Genomic DNA, 17,245 nt, shown 5'->3' with positions numbered 1-17,245 from the left:
TATGCCTGAAAAAGACCTTGACCAGCTTTTTGAGGAGGCTTATGAAAAAGCCTGCAATATTACCGGGCCACTGCCGCCCGATATAATGCTGCGCATATATGCCTACTACAAGCAGGCCACAGCGGGTAAGGTTAGCGCCTACCGCTTCCAGGAAGACAACCTGCGCGATGCCTTTAAAATGAACGCATGGATGCAGGTAAGCCACCTGAGTGCCGATGATGCCAAAAAGCTGTATATAGAAACCATAAATTCAATAACCTAAATAAACCTGAATATGAAAAAAGTAAAAGTTTTCGTTTCGGCCCTTATTGTACTTACTGCACTGCAGTCTTGCAAACAAAAAGATAACCTGGAAGAAGTGGTTACCACCCCCGAACCTCAAAAAGAAGAAGCCGCTGCACCACTGGGCAACCCCGATGATGTAAAGGCGGAAGATGCTTCGGGCAAGTTCCAGATTGCCAAACTTGGCTATAAATATGATGCACTGGCACCAAATATTGATGCCCGTACTATGGAAGTACACTACTCTAAGCACTACAAAAAATACACAGACGAACTGAACAAAGCTGTAAAAGGCACTCCGCTTGAAGGTAAAACCCTTGAAGAAATCCTTACCACGCTTGACCCTGAAAACAAAGCAGTGCGCAACAACGGCGGCGGTTACTACAACCACACACTTTTCTGGGAAGTAATGGCTCCAAATGCCGGTGGCGAACCTAAAGGTGCACTTGCAGAAGCCATTAAAACCGACTTCGGTGGTTTTGAAGAGTTTAAAAAACTATTTTCGGAAGCTGCTACCAAACAATTTGGTTCAGGATGGGCCTGGCTTGTGGTTACTAAAGAGGGTAAACTGGCCATAGGCAGCACACCAAACCAGGACAACCCACTAATGCCGGGTGCAGCCGTAAGCGGTAAGCCCGTACTGGCACTGGATGTATGGGAACATGCCTACTACCTTCAGTACCAAAACAAAAGGCCTGATTACATAGGCAACTTTTATAACGTGATTAACTGGGAAGCAGTATCTAAAAAATACGAAGCTGCTATAGCCAAATAAAAGCGTTTTAACCTTATACTGATTGCCCTTTGGAATATATTTTTCAAAGGGCAATTTTTTATCCCAAAAAAACAGAAAAGATCTACTAAACTGTATTTGTAGTAGTTAAGCACAAAACCAAAGTAAAATAAATTTTATTTGCCCAAACAACTTGCACTAACCGAAAATCTTTATATATTTGCACCCGCAAACAGGTTCACTGAACGCCGGAACGAAATATTGTTTTGTGAAGTAATCAGGAATGAATGGTTTTGCACGTCTTACTGGAGAAATGGCAGAGTGGTCGAATGCGGCGGTCTTGAAAACCGTTGACTGTAACAGGTCCGGGGGTTCGAATCCCTCTTTCTCCGCAGAAAACCCCGTAATCTTATGATTGCGGGGTTTTATTTTTTTAAATATTCAGTGTATTTAAATAGCGATAAATAAAAAAGGGTTGCCGTGCAGGGCAACCCTTTTGTGTGTAAAAAAACATGTATTAAGGAAACCAAACCCTCATTTACTAATCTAAACGGTTGTATTTAAAATTACTGAATGTAACACTGCCGTTGCCAATAGCGCAAAGCCCAATCCTCAATCCAAGGAAGCCACTAAGCACATTGTGGTTATAACCCGAAACCTCAAATGAGTTTTCAATTTTAGTCCAGGTAGTACCGTCAAGGCTGTAGAACATATCTACATTATTCTCCACATTCTTCAGGCGAAGGTATACATGGCGCTTGTGTACTTTTTTCTCTGTGGCAAACTGCCAGCCACGCAGGTTGGCCAGTATGTTTTCGTTATCTGCCAAAATACCCGACGAATGCGAACTGTCATAAAACAGTACCAACCCGCCCACGGCATCGCCGGTTATGTCCATTTCCACTTCGGCAGTATAGCTGTGCCCTGAAGGCACACACACTAATGGTGAGCTGTCGCCTACCCCCTTGCCTTTTCCGTTGATGGTAATGGCATTGCCTGCAATTTTATAGCGTGTGACATCGTCGCCGTTAAAAAACTTCCATTGCGGTTTTAGCGCCGTACCCGAAAAATCATCGCTAAGGCTGAACTCCCCTACCGATTTACCCTGTGGCTTGGCAATAGGCTTGTTGGTTTCTATACCGTCCGGCACTTTGTACCAGCCGTCTTTAGTCCATTCCACCGGCTGTAACAGCGTTTGGCGCCCCAGGTTGTAGTAGCCTTTTTCATATCCGTGGAACAGCATCCACCATTTGCCATAGGCATCCTCAAAAATAGTACTGTGCCCTTTAGACCACCATTGTTCAGACGGGCTTTGGGTACGTACCACCGGGTTGTACGGTGAATTTTCCCATGGCCCGAACGGCGTTTTAGACCGCGCCGAAATCACCATATGGCTGGTGGCAGGGCCCGCAGTACCGCCCTCGGCTACCGTAAGGTAATAGTAGTCGCCACGCTTAAACAGCTTAGGGCCTTCCATACAAAAACACTCTATAGACCATTCGCGGGGTATCGGCCAGCCGTCATAGGCATGCTTGGCGGCACCTACCGTACTCATCCCGTCTTTGGCTAACTGTATATAATCACCACTGCTGAAATACAGGTAGCGGTTGCCTTTATCATCGGTAACATGACCGGGGTCTATGTAGCCTATCTTTAGGTCGACAGGCGCACTCCACGGGCCGGTGATTTTATCGGCACTGATAACGTAGTTCGTCTGGTTGGCCGGGAAATAGATGTAAAACTTATTGTTGTACTTTACCAAATCAGGAGCCCATACGGGGCCAACATTTTTGGTCAACGCGCTTACTACAGGCACCCAGTTTATCAGATCCTGCGAATGCCAGATGGTAAGGCCGGGATAGTAGTCAAACGAAGAGTGTACGATGTAATAATCCTTTCCGTCGCGAAGGATGCTTGGGTCAGGATAGTCTCCCGCAAAAACGGGATTGGTAAAGGTTGTGGCTGTTGCAGGCACCTTGCCCTGGTTTTGGGCATGCACGGCAAACGTAGCCACGGCTAATAATAAGGTGAGGTAATTTCGCATATGTTTTGGTTATAGCAATAAAATACTATAGCGAAATTATAACATTGGCAAAATAAGGACGGTATATTATGGATTATTTAAAGGGCTGTTATGTTGCATCAGTCTTTTTTAAGGCTGCGCAAATAATCGGACGGCGAAAGGCCAAACTCATTTTTAAAGTTGGCTGTGAACCTCTTAGGCGAATTGAACCCAACAGCATAGGCAATTTCTGCCACCTGCATCTGGCTTTTTTCAAGCAACTGTTTTGCGCGTTTCAGGCGAACGGTACGTATGAACTCTGCCGGCCCCTTCCCGGTTATGGACATCAGTTTTTTGTACAGATGACTCCTGCTGAGTCCCACTGCAGCGCCAAGGGCTTCCACGGTAAAATCAGGGTCGCCAATATTTTCCTCCACGGTTTTAATAGCTTTTTCTATCAGCTGCTCGTCAAGCGAGGTTATGGTTATTTCCGATGGCGAAATATCAGGCTTCTGGCTGAAGGTACGGTGGCTTTTTGCTGCCCAGTCCAGGAATTTACGGATGCGCAGCTTCAGTATTTCCAGGTTAAACGGCTTGGTTAGGTAATCGTCGGCTCCCAGTTCCAGGCCTTCCACTTCGTATTCTTCGGCGGTGCGCGCAGTGAGTAAAATCACCGGTATGTGCGACCATTCTATGTTTGTTTTTATGGCACGGCACAGCTCTATGCCGTTCATCACCGGCATCATCACATCGCTTACCACTATGTTTACATCGTGCTGTTGTAGTTTTTCAAGCGCTTCCTTACCGTTATTGGCAACCACTACACTATACTCCCCCGATAATGTAGCCGCCATAAATTCGCAGAAATCGGTATTGTCATCCACCAAAAGCAATACCGGAATGGTAGCTGTCTTTTCCAAAGGAACAGCTTCTTCTACAATATCTTCGTCATCAATGTTTTCAATTTCAACGGCTTCCTGTATTGGCAATGAAACGGTAAACACACTGCCACTTGGCAAATTGTCGGTTACGGTAATAGTACCGCCGTGCATGCCCACATACTCCGCGGTGATGTGCAGGCCAATGCCACTACCCGTGCTTTCCATGGTTTGCGGTGCCTGGTAAAAACGCTCAAATATCTGCTGCTTGTGGGTATCGCTTATCCCTTGTCCCGTATCTGAAATATGCAGATAGGCCGCATCGCCTTCCCTGCTGATAGCCACATTTACCGTACCACCTTCGGGCGTATACTTAAACGCGTTGGAAACCAGGTTGAGCACTATCCGTTCCAGTTTAGCAGGGTCAAACTGCATAGGCAAAGCCTCTACATCTGCCCGTATAGCAAAACTTATCTTGCGTTCGGTAGCATAGGCGTAGAACGGTATGCACTTATCTTTTACAAAATGTACCAGGTCGGCGGGCCTCAGGTTAAGGCGTTCACCGCCGGCATCAAGCTTGCGGAAATCAAGCAGCGAATTGATAAGCCCCATCAACTGGCCGGTATTTTTATTGATGATTTCCAGCTTGCGGCGCAATCCTTCTTCAAGGTTTTCTCCAAGTAACGACTGCAACGGTGCCGAAATCAGTGTAAGCGGCGTGCGCAGGTCGTGGCTTATATTGGTAAAAAAGCGAAGCTTCATTTCGTTCAGGTTTATTTCCTGCTCGTGCTCCAGTTGCAGGCGCTGCTGTTCCAGGCGGGCATGCTGTTTGCGTTTGGAGCGCCTTACAAGGTAATAGGCACTGCCCGAAAGCAACACAATGTACAAGATTATAGCCCAGGCCGATAGATAAAACGGCGGCATTACCTCTATGTATAATACCGACGGTTTATCGTTCCAAACGCCATCACTGTTGGCTGCCTTTACCAATAGTTTATACGAACCCGGTGCCAATGATGAAAACACCACGCCGTTCTTCTGCACGGGAAGCCACTGGCTGCTGAAGCCTTCCAGCTTATAAGCGTAGTGTACCTTATCGGCATTAATAAGGTCGCCCGTTGTAAATTGCAGGCCAATAAGCTTGTCATTATAGCGTAACGTTATGGATTGGGTATCTTCAATGGATTGGGTAAGTATACGGCGGCCGTTGTACACCGAATCGGCTACAATCTCAGTGCTGCCCAGGCTTAACGATGTAAAGCGTACCTGCGCCAGTGGCCTGCTTTTTTCAGCCATTTTATTCGGATTGATTACGGTATACCCTTCGGTAGTACCCATAATGATGTCGCCGGTGTGCAGCTTAAAAATGGCATGGTTGTTAAAGTAGTTTTCCTTAAGGCCGTCCTTGGTAGAAAAATTACGGCTGCTTATGTCCGGCTGCCCGTCTTCACCCCTTTCGGCAGTAAGCACCGAAACCCCGTTACTGGTAATGACCCAGATATGATGGTGGTTGTCTTCGGCAAAACCACGTATAATGTTATCGCACAGGCCGTTTTCCTTGCTGTAGTAATATAGCTTGTCATTTTTGGTATCCCAAAGCGTAATCCCGTTAGAATGCCCCAGCCAAACGTTTCCGTTACTATCGGCAAATACCGTGGAAACCAGCAGGTTCTTAAACTTCATGTTACCGGTACGGTTGCCTGTAAACAGCTGCTGTTTGTGGGTGATAATATCTACTATGCCCAGGCCTTTTGTAGTGCCAAGGTACAGCTTGTCGCCCCCGTCATAGTGCATATCCAGTACATAATCTGCTGCGGTGCCCGGCAATGAAACCGGCTTAAAATCGGCACTGCCGGAAGTAAGGTATTGCAGGCCTCCGCCCAATGTACCAATCCACAGGGTGCCGTAACGGTCTTCCTTAAGGCTCCATATATCGTTAGATGCAAGGGCACTGTTCTCTTTGGTGTAATGCTTTATATTACCGTTGTCATAGCAAAACAGCCCGTTCGTATACGTGCCCACCCATATCCTGCCTTTGCTGTCGCCGGTAAGCCCTACTATGGGATGGTTAGGTATGGCTATTTTTTGTAGCGAACCTCCCGACATGCTGAAAAGCCCGTAACCGTCGGTACCAAACCAAACGGTGCCTTTTCGGTCTTCAAAAACAGCGCTGATGTCCTTACAGGCCGTATGCTCAGCATTTACAATACTATGGAAACTGTCGTGATAGTACGAAATCCCTGTTTTGCTATGCCCCATCCATACTACGCCTGCACCATCGGCATAAAGGCTTACCACATTATTTGATGCCACAGAAGTATTTACATTAGGGTTGTGTACCAGGTTGGTTACCCCCCCTGTGGTTTTATCGTAGATAAAAATTCCCTTATGGTCGGTTCCTATCCATACATGGCCGGTAGTGTCGTCGGTGATGGAAAAAATGCTGTTGCTCTGCGTGTTTACCGCTGATACTAACGGTATTTTCTTCCACTCAGTTACTGCATCTTTCTTATAATACATGCGGTCGGTTTTGGCCGAATACAGCCACAGCCCCCCATTGGCATCACAAAAAATACGGTTGTCGCTTTTGCCAATTGCTTCCCGCACAAAAGCCGGTAGCCGGATGAGTGTTTCCTTGCCTGAAGTATCCGTTTTCAGTAACGTGCCTGTATCGTATATGCGGTACAGGCTTTGCCCGTCGTCGCCGGTTTTGCCGTTAGCCATAGCAGTTGATGGTGCTATGGTGGCAAATTTCTTGAGTTTCTTTAAATGGGTATCGTAATAGCATATCTTTTTCCCGCTGAACACCCACAGGTTCTTTTTACGGTCGGTACGGAAGTAATAACTTTTACCAACAGTGATACCCAATCCCTTTAAGAATGCAGGGACATCAGTAATGAAACGGTCTTTATCGCGCTTGTAAATAACATAAGCCCCACCCGCCTCTATCCAGATATTGCCGAGGCCGTCTTCTTCCAGCTTAAGTATATCCTCGCTGATGCCCGAAGGCAGCGTATAGGTTTTAAAGCCATAGCCGTCGTAGCGGTTAAGCCCCGATTCGGTACCCACCCACAAAAAGCCGTAGCTGTCCTTCAGCAGGCTTTTTACATTACTGTTGCTAAGGCCGTTGTCGGTTTTAAGGTGGTGAAAGGTATACGAAACCTGCCCTGCTGCCGGTAAAGCGGCGAGGGAAAGGATAAGGCTGAACAGCCGAATAATGACTTTAATTTTGGGCATAACTACCTGCAAAAATAGCAATAAAAAAAATGGCCTTTCCTAATGGTATAATACATAAGGAAAGGCCAATATGGTTTTTCTGTTTCTTTGTGGAACTCCGCGCCCGTTTACGAAATTTTGGGTTCTAATTCCATGTAAGCGCGAAGCCACAAAGATGTTTGTTTATAACTGAAGTATGCTATATACTCCTATAAGATCAATACTCTGAATATAAAACAGTTCCGTTTTTCAAGCTCCGGAGGAGCGGTATGTTTATAGAAAACAAATCAGGATTCATCCCGGGAGTTCCGGAGGAACGGCATAAAATCGTAAACATATGCCGCTCCTCCGGAGCTCTGCTAACTCTTGTGTATCCAATCACTATAGACATTCCACCCCTCCGGGGTTCTATATCTGTAACATTTTTTTGTCACACCTACAAGGTCTTAAAGACCTTGCAGGAGCACACAGTATATAATATTACTTCAGGCTGATTACCTGTTTGGTACCGTCGTACTTCACCGATTTGCCTTTGGCATCAAATGTAAACGCCTTAGGGTTGTTTTTGTTAACGGCTACTATGGTAAAGGTGCGGTTTTTCAGCATGCCTTTAAATTCGCCTTCGCGGGCATCTATAGTAAGCGTACCGGCGGCCTCGTTGTAATGGAACGGTATGCGTGCGTACTGGCCTTTTTCATAGTTGTAGTTTACACCTTCGTCTTCGTATAGCGTAAAGTCGCCATCCTGGCCCTGGTACACATACAGCACCACTTCTTCAGCAGGTTTTTCGCTGGTGTACTGTATTTCCGGGCCTACCGGTACTATAGCGCCTTCGCGGATAAATAGCGGAATGCGCTCATACGGGGCATCTACAGTAAGCTTCTGGCCTCCTTTTATCTGGCGGCCGGTGTAATAATCGTACCAGTTAGTTCCTTCCGGGAAGTATACCTCGCGGTTACGTGCGCCATAGGCATATACCGGGCATACCATAAACGCAGGGCCAAACATAAACTGGTCGCTAACATTTTCCACTTTTTTGTCGGTACCGAAGTCCATAACAAGCGGACGCATAATGGTGTAGTCGTTAAAATACGTCATACCCGCCATAGTGTAGATGTACGGCATAAGCCTGTAACGCAGGTTGGTATAATAGATTATCGACTCATACGCCGGGTGGCCTTTAGGGGCAATGTTCCACGGCTCGCGGTACGGGTACTGGCCGTGCGCACGGTACAGCGGTGCAAAGGCGCCAAACTGGAACCAACGGGCATTAAGTTCCCTCCACTCCTTATAATCGGCGTTTTCTTTATTGTCTTTGTTGTAGGCAAGCTGGCCTGCAACGTAGCGGTCTTCCACACAGAAACCACCGATATCCATGGTCCAGTACGGTACACCGGCTATAGAGAAGTTAAGGCCTGCTGCAATCTGCGCCTTCATGTCTTCCCAACGGGTAGCGATGTCGCCACTCCATGTAGCAGTAGAATAACGCTGCGAACCTGCAAAGCCCGAACGTGTAAGCAGGAACACACGCTTGTCAGGGTCTACACCACGCTGTCCATCATAGATGGCCTCGGCATTCATAAGAGCATAAGCATTGAAGTACTCTGTAGACGGGCCTAACGCTGTAGGGCCGCACAGTGCCTTACGGTAGTCCATATCGGTACAGTCCAGTACGTTTGGCTCGCTGGCGTCCATCCACCATGCATCGATACCCAAAGGGTACAGGTGCTCGCGCATTTGTTTCCAGAACAATTTACGCGCACCGCCGGAGTACGCATCGTAGAATGAACCTACATAACCCGGGCCAACCCAGTCTTTAACGTTGTCTTTTATAGCCTGCTGGTACATCCAGCCTTTTTGGTCAAATTCCTTGAAGTGCTCAGTAGTTTTGTAGAACTTCGGCCATACCGAAATCATCATCCTGCCGTTAAGGTTGTGGATGTCGTCTACCATACCTTTCGGGTTCGGGAAACGTGACTTGTCAAACTCATGGCTGCCCCATGCATCTTCATTCCAGTAGTTCCAGTCCAGTACTATGTTGTCAATTGGTATTTTACGGTCCCTGAACTCTTTAAGCGTACCCACAATTTCGTCCTGTGTTTTGTAACGCTCACGGCTTTGCCAGTAACCCATAGCCCATTTCGGCATCACCTGCGATTTTCCGGTAAGGGTACGGTAGCCTTTAATAATTTCGTCCATAGTGTTGCCATACACAAAATAGTAATCCATTTTGTTGTTCATTTCGCTCCACCATACCTGGTTGTCTTTTTCCTCAGCCGTCTGCGGCGGAAGGGCACGCAGGCCACAGTATGATACACCGCCGTTTGGCTGCCATTCTATACGAAGCGGCACGCGCTTACCGGCCTCAAGCGGAAAGGTAAACTTATAGCTGTTAGGGTTCCATGCTGTCCTCCAGCGCTCGCCTACAACCAGCTGATTGTTTACGTACACCTTCATATAACCCGCATAGTACAGAGTAAACTTATATACGCCGCTTGCAGGAGCTTCTATAGAACCTTCATATAGTACATTGGCGTTTTTAAGCGGGAAACCCTGCGGAAGCGCCTTAATGCTTTTTATGTCTTCAAAGAAAATGTTCGGTTCCTGGCGTACAAGGGTCTGCACACCGGCATCGGTAGACGAATACGTACCGGTAATACTGCCCGGCTGCCCGTTCTTGTCATAAATTTTAAACACCTGGCTCAGCTGCTGGTACGGACGGCTGTCGCCAAAGCGGCTCAGCGCGTAACTGTCCCAAAGAAGGCCGTAGTTTTTGTTTGATACTATAAAAGGTACCGATACCTTAGTATTGTACTGGAAAAGCTCTTCGCTTTTTCCTTTATAGTTGAATTCATCGGCCTGGTGCTGACCAAGGCCGAAGAACGCCTCATCTGCAGGCGAATTGAATACCTGTTTTACGGTATAGCCTTTTTTACCTTCAATTTCTATCGGAAGGAAGGTTTTACCCCCACCGGCTTTTTCGGCAAGTATCACCTTACCGTCTTTGTCGGTAAAACGTACACCGCCATCGGCTTTAGAAACCCTTACCCTAAGTTTGGCAGTGGTAACCTCAAGCGAGTCTTTTACCTCTTTTACCTTAAACGGCGTGCTGGTAATGCCCGGCACTATAATAAGGCTCGAATCTTTCGGGAACTCGGCATCGGGCGTAGCCGATATGTGTACCAGTTCATCCTTTAGTACCTGCACGCGGACTTTGCCGGCTTCGGTAGCGTTCTTTTTGTTCAGGGTTACGACTACGCTGTCGTTCGTTACCAGGTAGCTTTTAGAGGCACACCCCGCCAGGAGCATACCCGCTGCCAGGAGCGGTAATTTTTTACGAATCATTATGTAAGGTTATAAAACGTTTTAGTTAGCAAATATCACCAAAAAAGCACCGTAAAGGGTATTATTATGTTTCAGAAAGGGTATCATTATGATGTATCGCCCTGTTTTCCAAGCACTCTCCTTTGGCATAGATTTTCCACATTAAATTACACTTTTTCAGCATAAAAGTGGATTATTATCGCTTTTAAAGATGAAATTTTCTACTCCCCACACAATAAATAACGACTGTTTTAGTTATTAAACTATAAAATTAGTTTGCAAACTAAAAAAATAGTTATACATTTGGAATACTTAAAACAAAAGCCATGATGCAAAAGTTAACCAACAAGGAAGAAGAAGTAATGCACATATTATGGAAGCTGGAAAAAGCTTTTGTAAAAGACGTGCTTGCCGAAGTGAAGGACGAAAAACCGCACTATAATACCTTCAGCACTATAATACGTAACCTGGAAGAAAAAGGCTATGTAGGCCACACCGCTTTTGGCAACACACACCAGTACTTCCCTGTTGTAACCAAGGAAGAATACCGCCAGGGTTTTATGAGCAATGCCATAGAGAACTACTTTAACAACTCGTATAAAAGCATGGTATCATTCTTTGCGAGGGAAGAAAAAATAAGCGCCGACGAGCTACGCGAAATACTGGAAATGATAGAAAAAAACAAATAGTATGGAAACACTGCTATTGTATATCATAAAGGCCTCTGCCCTGCTGGCAGTGTTCTATGCGGCATACTACCTGCTGCTGAAAAGGGAAACCTTTTTTAACACGAACCGGGCCTTTCTCGTGGCAGGCCTTATCACATCATTGGTACTGCCATTAGTAGAATATACTAAAATAATATGGGTGCAGCCCGAACCGGAAGTGCCCATGACTGCCCAACAGTACCAGATGCTGGCCTTAGCCATGAAGCAGCAGGCACTGCACCCACAGGAAACGCCGTTTAACTGGTGGTATGTGGTTTTAGGATTGTATGCCATCGGTATACTCTTCCTTGCACTGCGCCTGCTTACGGATGTATTTAAAATAAGGCGGATGCTCAGCGGGAAGCAAATACAGCCGCAACAGCCCTATAAGCTGGTAGATTCGCCTGAGGTGGACACACCGTTCTCCTTCTTTAATTATATCGTCTATAATTCGGAAGTGCTGAACCCGCAGGAGCTGGAGAGCATCATTACCCACGAAAAAGTGCACAGCAAACAAAAGCATTCGCTTGATATGCTGCTGGCACAGGCGGTATGCATCTTATTCTGGTTCAACCCAATTGTATGGCTCTATAAAAGAGCCATATCGCAAAATCTGGAGTTTATAGCCGATGCCTGCGCCATGAAGCTGGTGGCCGATAAAAAAGCCTACCAGAAAACCATGCTGCGCCTTTCGGTAGCACCCAAGCCCATTAGTATCACAAATCATTTTTATCAATCTTTAATCAAAAAACGAATAGTTATGCTGAACAAACAACCATCGCGCAGGCGAAATTCATGGAAGTATGCCGTAGTGCTGCCTGCCCTGGCCTTTTTTATGCTGGCCTTCCAGGTAAAGACTGTGGCACAGGAAAAGGAAAGCCAGAAAGTAAATGTTGGCGGAATGTCTGTAACCATTGACAAGAACACTACAGACGAAGCCCTTAACGTACAGAAAGAGACCATAAAACTCACCGGTGCCGAGCTTACCTTTAGCGATGTTAAACGCAACAAAAAAGGCGAAATCATAGCCATTAAGGCCGAACTGAAAGCCAAAGGCAACAACCGCCTGTACCAGGCCGAAGGCGACGAACCTATAGAGCCGTTTACCATTTCCAGCGAAAAGGACAAAAACGGTAAACTAATTACAGATATTTCGGTCACCAAACACCAGACTTCGTTTAAGCTGCAATCGGCAGACGGCAAGCCACTGGTTATAAAGTCGGATACCCTTGTATACAACCGCAGGCACAAAGACACGCTTATCCTGAAAGAAGACAAGAGGGTTATCAAATTAAAATCGCTTGACGACCAGCAAGCCGACCAACTTGGCCCCAACGGTAAAAACATTGCCCTGAACATCAGCGACAATACCCTTGTACTGGTTAATGGCAAAAAGCTGGCAAAAGGCGCACCTATTACATTGCCAAACGGCCAGCAAATCGCTTCGGTAAATGTGCTTAAAGGCAAAGAAGCCAAAAAGAAATACGGTAAGGAAGCCAAAGACGGCGCTATAGAAATCACCACTGAAAATGCCGGTAACGGTATGGGCTTCAACTTCACCAAAGTTCCAAACGGGCAGTTCAGGTTCAGCATGCAGCAGCCTGAGGTAGTTGTAGATGCCGACCATTTTATATTCCAGGGCGATGACTTTGATATGGACATGACTGCCTTCACTGATTTGAATGGCGTACAGTTCGAACGGTTAAGGGACCAACTGAAAGCATTTGAAGATATGGAAAGAATAACCATTGATATGGATATGCATCCTGAAATAGTAGCAAGAAGTGGGCTTATACTTTCAGACGTATTTAAAGAAAATGGCAACCCGGCCGATATTGAAAAAATGCGCGCCGATATGCAGAAAGCCCGTAAGGATATGGAAAAAATGCGTGAGGAAATGCAGGAAATGCGCCAAAAGATGCAGAAAGAGCGCCAGCAGATGATTAAAGAGCGCGAAAAAGCCAAACAGGCTGCCAAGAAGACCCGCAGGGCATAAGGTAATAAGTTATTTTTGGGTTAGTTATTATACAGCATCACAATTTATTGTGAAAAGGCGGCCACTACCACGGCCGCCTTTTGTATATTTGGTTGTCAGATTATTAGATTATTGGATTCGTTAGATTGTTGGATTTTTAGACTACTTAGACTTTTATACCAAAAAACACTGAGCCATGTATAAACTGCTTGCCAAACTGAACAAGTGGCTGCTGCCCAACTATACCAAACAGCGGCTGGACCTGGCACGTGCCACCAAGCTGCAAAAAGCCATAATCGCCTGGAAGTACTGGGTTACCATGCATGCCCTGGAAAAATAGGCGGCTTTATATTATAATGAAAGGCGTTGCAATGCAACGTCTCTACGGGTAAACACTCCCGTTTAAAAACCCACCTTCCCTCACCTGCGTATTTTTACCTGATTTTAACCGGCAGGTAATTTCCAAAAATCACAAGTACTACTTTAGCTGAAAATCTAAAAGATGTTTAGCCGAAACATTATGTTTACATAAGTGCTGCTTTAACATTCACCCAACATTGCAATAGCAAACACGCAAAAACATTTTACAAGGATTTCTCTGGTTAGCCCCCAAAGAAAACCGTGATACTGCCCGGGCCGCGGCTCACTTTGCCCGGCAACCCCACCGGTGGCAGTAAAACTAAAGCTCCCTCCCCTTTTTAACGGGAGGGATTTTTTTATTGAATAACTGCAAACGAAATCGTTTTTCTTAATATTTTCTAAATTGTAGCTTTTTTTGTTGCACATATAAAGAAATATGCCGTATATTTGCAATGTAAGTTTTCTGCACTAAGAAAACTTATTTGGTTGGTTGGTTTTGCCCCTCTCCCGAGGGGCATTTTTTATTTGTAGCCATTACCATATGTATTATGCTTAGGTAAACCTTACCAAAAAAAAGTTTTACAAAATATTTTTTTTGTTTGTAACAAAACTGGTGCTGCATCACTAACGTGCACAAAACGTTAATTTTAAGCATCACACCATGAAATCAAAAATCTTTTTTCTATTACTATTTGTTTGCACTGTGTCATGGGCACAAAGCGCATTCCAGGGAATTATAAAAGACGCCGAAACCAATGAGCCGGTTCCGTTTGCATCTGTCGCAATTAAGAACACCACTATTGGCACCGTTACAAATGAAGACGGGCAGTTCAGGCTAAGCACTACAGGCAATAGCGTAATTGTTATTTCCTCTATCGGGTATACCACAAAAGAAATAGCTATAGAAACCCTAAAACAGGGTGTCCCTATACTTTTAAAACCCGATGCTATTCAGCTTGATGAAATAACCGTAACAAATGTGCCACTTTACGAAATGCTGAATGGCCTGGTTAAAACTTCAATTGCCAGGTTTGACAAACAGGTAGTATATAACACCTATTACCGTGAATTTGTATCAGACAACGATAATATAACCAAATTCTCAGATGGGTTACTGGATTATAGCATAGACGCAACAGGAAAGAAAGCCAAATCATCTTTACAAGTTAAGCAAAACAGGTCGGCACAATTATTCAGCGAAAATGACGAGGAGATTTTTAAAGACATTGATACCAAAATAAATGTGCAGAATGGTATACTATACAGCCGTTTCAGCACCCTTAATAAATATATTATTAAAGCACATGAAAACTATTCTTTCTCTATAAATACTATAAAAAGCAACGGTACAGACAGCCTGCGTGTGCTGGTTATAAAACCAAAAGAGGGTATAAAAAAAGCACTACTGGAAGGCACAGTAACGTACAACCCCGAAACCCAACTGATTTACGAAGTAGTATTGTATCGTGCGCCATCACATGAGCAATATGCTTCCGGTATAAGTCTTTTCGGGCTTCATTTCAAGATACTTGACGTTAAATACTCGGCAAAATACAGAATTGTGAAGGGAGCTTACATTCCATCTTACATATACCTGTATGAGAAATTTAAATTATGGGATAAAAAATTTGATGAAACACTGGAATTTAAGAGCGACCTGGTAGTTACTGATTTTTCCACTACAACCACAGAGGCTTTTAAAGAATCTGAACTTTATAAAAAGAAAAGGTTGTACGAAAAACCATCAGCATATACCGAAAAATTTTGGCAGCAGAACAACGCTATAGTACTCACCGCAAAAGAAGAGGCACTGATACAAAAACTGGAAGAGGGAAATATTGCTGTGAAATAAAACCTAAACAGGTAAAAAAGAAAAAGGCTAAACATGAAGTTTAGCCTTTTTTTGTTGTGACCTCGACTGGATTCAAACCAGTAACCTTCTGAGCCGTAATCAGATGCGCTATTCAGTTGCGCCACGAGGCCATTTTGCTTATCATTACTGTGTTTTTCAGTACCTGATTGCGGGTGCAAATATAGATAAGATTTCTTAAATTGCAAGCATTAAAATGCAATAAATTTAAAAAAAATGAACCTTACACAGTATATACGTGACATTCAGGATTTTCCGAAACCCGGAATTATTTTTAAAGATATCACTCCACTGCTGGGTAATCCTGTTGCGGTGGAAGAATGCCTGCAATTACTGCTTAAAAACCTTGCCGGACAAAAAATAGATAAGGTAGTGGGCGCCGAAAGCCGTGGGTTTTTCTTTGCTACCTTATTGGCACGTGAACTCGGCGCAGGTTTTGTACCCGTGCGCAAGCCCGGTAAGCTGCCTTACGACACCCTTAGCGCCACTTATGCGCTGGAATACGGCACTGATACCCTGGAAGCACACACCGATGCCATACAATCCGGAGAACGCGTGGTAATACACGATGATGTATTAGCAACAGGCGGCACCGCAAAAGCCCTGTGTGAGCTTGTAGAACGCTTGGGTGGCGAAATAGTGCAGTGCAACTTCCTTATGGAACTGTCGTTCCTGCACGGGCGCGATAAGCTGGCTCCATATGAAGTGTATGCTCCGCTGGTTTATTAGCTTTTTGCAATCAGCTTTCAGCAATCAGCGGTCAGCTGTTAGTTGCATCGGATTATTGTGAAAACTTCTTAGAGTAGCTGATTGCTGAAAGCTAACAGCTGACAGCTACTCCAGCTTAAAACGTACTATAACCTTTTGCCCTGCTGCTATTACCGTTTTATCATCGGCAAACTGCAGGGTATTCAGGTTGGTGGCATCGTGCAGTTTTTTCCAGCTAGCACCACGGTCATGGCTGTAAAACACGCCATTACGGCCTACGGTAAACAGCCCGTTACCATCGCTGCCCGGCACAAATTGCACGCAAGATATATAACCCGGGCCTTTGCCCTCACCTACCGGTTTCCAGGTTTTACCGCCATCGGTAGTTAGTATTTTGTTGCCTTTATTCAGTTCGGGCTTTTCATAGTTGCCACCACCGGCAAAGCCAATCGCTTCATCATAAAAATCAGCCGAGAAAATACCGGTCATTTCACCACCCTGGATAATCGGTGTATCAAATACCTCCCAGGTCTTGCCCTTATCTTCCGAATAAAACACGCGCGACTTCTTACCGCCGCTTACTATCCAGGTTTTACCGCCTTTAATAATAATATTGGTATTGCTGGCCGCAAAGGCCGCTTCGCCTTCAGCTACAGGCGGCAGGCCGTTACAGTCGCGTTTCTGCCACGTTTCGCCACCGTCTTTGGTGGTAATAATGCTCAGGCAGCCGTTTTGTGGGTCGCCCATAGCTATCCCCTCTTTATCGTTATAAAACTTCATACAGTCGTAAAACACCTTCTCCCCGCTTTCGGTATACACTGTTTTGGTAAACTTGCCGTCCTTGCTTATCTTAAACAACAAAGCCGGAGTAGCCACATTAAGGATGAATACGTGGCTTTTTGTTTGTGCTATAGCCCTGAACTCAGGCAGCAGTGTATCATGCGCTGCAACGCCGTTAAAATCGGTTTCGCCCGTAAGCGATACCCAGCCGTACTTACCGTCATTTGCCCCGTACCACGCTTTACTGCCGTCTATAGTCAATGCGCGTATGCTGATACTGTCGTCTTTAAGCAATGTATCTATGGCAGCTATTTTACTGAAAGCCGGTTTAAATTCGGTTACTTCCCCTTTTTTGCAGGATATGAACAACACCCCGAAAAGTAAGGGGTACAATAATTTTTTCATAGAAA

At 45.3% G+C, this 17,245-nt stretch carries 11 protein-coding genes and 2 tRNA genes; 8 read left to right on the top strand and 5 right to left on the bottom strand.

Annotated elements, in window-relative coordinates:
• The first annotated feature begins 1 nt into the window (after position 1).
• The 3 genes from ACZIX4_RS09045 to ACZIX4_RS09035 all read left to right on the top strand — a co-directional run bounded on the left by ACZIX4_RS09045 (position 2) and on the right by ACZIX4_RS09035 (position 1,407).
• Complete coding sequence (locus ACZIX4_RS09045) at positions 2–262, top strand: acyl-CoA-binding protein (protein ID WP_463335306.1); 261 nt, start codon at positions 2–4, stop codon at positions 260–262.
• A gap of 12 nt (positions 263–274) precedes the next feature.
• Complete coding sequence (locus tag ACZIX4_RS09040) at positions 275–1,057, top strand: superoxide dismutase (protein ID WP_463335305.1); 783 nt, start codon at positions 275–277, stop codon at positions 1,055–1,057.
• 265 nt (positions 1,058–1,322) lie between these two features.
• Positions 1,323–1,407, top strand: a tRNA-Ser gene (locus ACZIX4_RS09035).
• Positions 1,408–1,556: 149 nt separating this feature from the next.
• Here ACZIX4_RS09035 and ACZIX4_RS09030 read toward each other — a convergent pair.
• The 3 genes from ACZIX4_RS09030 to ACZIX4_RS09020 all read right to left on the bottom strand — a co-directional run bounded on the left by ACZIX4_RS09030 (position 1,557) and on the right by ACZIX4_RS09020 (position 10,456).
• Positions 1,557–3,059: a family 43 glycosylhydrolase gene (locus ACZIX4_RS09030; protein WP_463335304.1), complete on the bottom strand. Its 1,503-nt coding sequence runs from the start codon at positions 3,057–3,059 to the stop codon at positions 1,557–1,559.
• A gap of 98 nt (positions 3,060–3,157) precedes the next feature.
• Complete coding sequence (locus ACZIX4_RS09025; RefSeq protein WP_463335303.1) at positions 3,158–7,132, bottom strand: hybrid sensor histidine kinase/response regulator transcription factor; 3,975 nt, start codon at positions 7,130–7,132, stop codon at positions 3,158–3,160.
• A gap of 459 nt (positions 7,133–7,591) precedes the next feature.
• A complete protein-coding gene (locus ACZIX4_RS09020; RefSeq protein ID WP_463335302.1) occupies positions 7,592–10,456 on the bottom strand; it encodes a TIM-barrel domain-containing protein in 2,865 nt (954 codons plus the stop codon).
• Between the two features lie 308 nt (positions 10,457–10,764).
• Between ACZIX4_RS09020 and ACZIX4_RS09015 the strand changes: the two genes are divergently transcribed.
• From ACZIX4_RS09015 to ACZIX4_RS09000, 4 genes are all read left to right on the top strand, one after another.
• Positions 10,765–11,124, top strand: coding sequence for a BlaI/MecI/CopY family transcriptional regulator (locus tag ACZIX4_RS09015; protein WP_463335628.1), 360 nt, complete (start codon positions 10,765–10,767; stop codon positions 11,122–11,124).
• A gap of 1 nt (position 11,125) precedes the next feature.
• Positions 11,126–13,138 (top strand): M56 family metallopeptidase, encoded by a 2,013-nt coding sequence (locus ACZIX4_RS09010; RefSeq protein WP_463335301.1) that lies wholly within the window; start codon positions 11,126–11,128, stop codon positions 13,136–13,138.
• A 175-nt stretch (positions 13,139–13,313) separates the two neighbouring features.
• Complete coding sequence (locus ACZIX4_RS09005) at positions 13,314–13,457, top strand: SsrA-binding protein (RefSeq protein WP_463335300.1); 144 nt, start codon at positions 13,314–13,316, stop codon at positions 13,455–13,457.
• A gap of 681 nt (positions 13,458–14,138) precedes the next feature.
• Entirely contained in the window at positions 14,139–15,329 is a 1,191-nt protein-coding gene (locus tag ACZIX4_RS09000; RefSeq protein ID WP_463335299.1) for a carboxypeptidase-like regulatory domain-containing protein, read from the top strand.
• A gap of 57 nt (positions 15,330–15,386) precedes the next feature.
• Here the strand turns inward: ACZIX4_RS09000 and ACZIX4_RS08995 are convergent.
• Positions 15,387–15,460 (bottom strand) — tRNA-Arg (locus ACZIX4_RS08995).
• A gap of 103 nt (positions 15,461–15,563) precedes the next feature.
• Between ACZIX4_RS08995 and ACZIX4_RS08990 the strand changes: the two genes are divergently transcribed.
• Positions 15,564–16,076 carry an adenine phosphoribosyltransferase gene (locus tag ACZIX4_RS08990; RefSeq protein ID WP_463335298.1) on the top strand — a complete coding sequence of 171 codons (513 nt, stop codon included), beginning with the start codon at positions 15,564–15,566 and terminating at the stop codon, positions 16,074–16,076.
• Between the two features lie 105 nt (positions 16,077–16,181).
• Here the strand turns inward: ACZIX4_RS08990 and ACZIX4_RS08985 are convergent, their stop codons facing one another.
• Positions 16,182–17,240, bottom strand: coding sequence for a WD40/YVTN/BNR-like repeat-containing protein (locus ACZIX4_RS08985; protein ID WP_463335297.1), 1,059 nt, complete (start codon positions 17,238–17,240; stop codon positions 16,182–16,184).
• Positions 17,241–17,245: the final 5 nt, after the last annotated feature.

The organism is Flavobacterium niveum (genome assembly GCF_055231775.1).
Note: the sequence above shows the minus strand (reverse complement) of the source record. Positions and strands in the feature narration are given on the sequence as shown.